The sequence below is a fragment of the Arsenophonus sp. ENCA genome (assembly GCF_002287155.1).
GTDB classification, from domain to species: Bacteria; Pseudomonadota; Gammaproteobacteria; order Enterobacterales; family Enterobacteriaceae; genus Arsenophonus; species Arsenophonus nilaparvatae.
In genome coordinates this window covers 1-1,679 of record NZ_NHNG01000166.1, presented here as the reverse complement: position 1 = coordinate 1,679, position 1,679 = coordinate 1, and the positions used below count along the sequence as shown (strand labels likewise).

At 56.3% G+C, this 1,679-nt stretch carries 3 protein-coding genes and 1 pseudogene; all 4 read right to left on the bottom strand.

The features are described 5' to 3' along the window. Nucleotides 1–133: 133 nt before the first annotated feature. Nucleotides 134–406 (bottom strand): annotated as a pseudogene (locus tag CBG25_RS04420) (phage tail sheath family protein); the annotation flags it as partial. Then, entirely contained in the window at nt 403–1,026 is a 624-nt protein-coding gene (locus CBG25_RS04415) for a hypothetical protein (protein WP_290604856.1), read from the bottom strand. The pseudogene CBG25_RS04420 and the gene CBG25_RS04415, both read right to left, overlap by 4 nt. Continuing rightward, complete coding sequence (locus CBG25_RS04410) at nt 1,001–1,498, bottom strand: Gp37 family protein (protein ID WP_290604854.1); 498 nt, start codon at nt 1,496–1,498, stop codon at nt 1,001–1,003. Before CBG25_RS04410 ends, CBG25_RS04415 begins: the two co-directional genes overlap by 26 nt. Continuing rightward, a partial coding sequence (locus tag CBG25_RS04405; RefSeq protein ID WP_290604852.1) for a phage protein Gp36 family protein occupies nt 1,495–1,679 on the bottom strand: 185 nt, incomplete at its 5' end. The genes CBG25_RS04410 and CBG25_RS04405, both read right to left, overlap by 4 nt.

Below are 1,679 nucleotides of genomic sequence, written 5' to 3'. Positions count from 1 at the left end.
CAATGATAGCTCGCCATTTCTCGTCTGTACGGTAAATTCCCATCTAATATTTCTCCTTAATTGTTAGCGTCGAACATCATGACAAATTAGGAGAAGTGAAAAAATGTGGGGATTTAACGACGCTTACGTTTTTCTGATGGGTTTGCGGGTCAAACACATTGACCACCAGAATGGTACCGACACCGTGGTCATAAATAGCGCGCAAGGCTTGTGGCAGGGTAAATCCTCTTCTCTCATCGCCAAACTGCGACGCATCCTTTTCCGACAGGCTCAGGCTCAGGGTATTGACCGGGCCTTTCGGCGCGGTACCGACCAGCCCAATCACGGACGATTCTCCCGTTTTGACCGGACGGGTCCCGCGTTCAATTTCCAGCGTATCAACGCCGTGATGGTTTTCTCTACTCATGGGGTGACCTCGTTACTTTTTGTGTCTGCTGGCACTTTTCCGCGTTTTCTGGCTGGCATCGCTAATGCTGTGCTGACCGGCACTTCGACGGGCCTGGCCTCATCAGCGGGAAGCGCCACGGTGTCGCTCGACAAGGTGATTGCCGGTGCCAACGGTGCCGTCACGATGGGGTCGACGGGAGTTTCTGCTTCCTGACCCAGAAAGGTTAAATAGCCCTGGGCTTCCAGCCCCAGCACATAATCGTTATCCATCGGCAAGGTCACTTCCTGACCCGGCCAGAACATCACATCCAGGATGCGGCCATCCGGTAAACGTAACGAAGCACCCCCCATCTGTTCGCCGTCATAACGATAACGGGCCGGTTTGCCGGTCGGCCGTTGGGCCTGTTGTGATCGTTGTTCAAAATCCGTCAACGGTTTGGCGGGTTCGGGGGGCGGTTCGGGATAATCAAAGCCCAGAAAAGTCAGATAGCCCTGCGCTTCCAGCGAGACAATAAACGGATGATCGACCGGCACATCGACGACCTGACCGGGATAAAACATCACATCCTGGGTACGGCCATCGGCCAAACGCAGGGGTGCCCCATTCGGGGATTCACCGTTGTAGCGAAACTTCGCCATAAGCCACCTCGTTATTCTCTGTCTTCATGATATCTTCCCGGGTACGCGGTAAGGCCTCCTGCGGGGCGTCCTGCACAAACCAGGTTTCTGTCGCGACCGTTAGCGCGTATTGCCATAAGCCCTCGGATTGCCCCAAAAAGACCTCATCTATCAGCCACAGTGGGCGGCGACAGTCCGGCGGCATAAAGCCCCCCACGGCCTGACGCAGCGTATCGAGGGTGGCAATCGCCCCCTCGTTACCGTTAAGCTGGCGCATCACCAGGGTCAGCGTGAAATGCAGCACCCGCGGCTGGAATACCATGCCCACATCCTGAATGTCGCCAAAACGCGAGCGGGCAAAACTGAGCAGCACCGCACCGAGTGGATGATTGAGATGAAAGCGTTCCGGCTGCTCAGGAAAGAAGGTGACCTCCAGCTGCGGTAAGCGTTTTGTCAGTAGGGCCAGGAGGGCGCGCATGATATCGAGCGTCATTCAAAGTCCTCCAGTAAGCCGCCGGGACCGCTAAAGCGCGCCGGACGGGCATGAACATGAAAAGCCCCCGGCTCCGGGAGCACCTGACCACTGGCGGCGATACCTAACGTCAATTTGCCGTCACGCAAGGCTTCCAGCATTTTCAGGCTGCCGCGATACACCTCTTTTATCGCCTCGGGCA

Coding starts and splice junctions, on each gene's coding strand:
- CBG25_RS04415 (WP_290604856.1), bottom strand. CDS start 1,026: ATGGCGAAGTTTCGCTACAACGGTGAATCCCCGAATGGGGCACCCCTG.
- CBG25_RS04410 (WP_290604854.1), bottom strand. CDS start 1,498: ATGACGCTCGATATCATGCGCGCCCTCCTGGCCCTACTGACAAAACGC.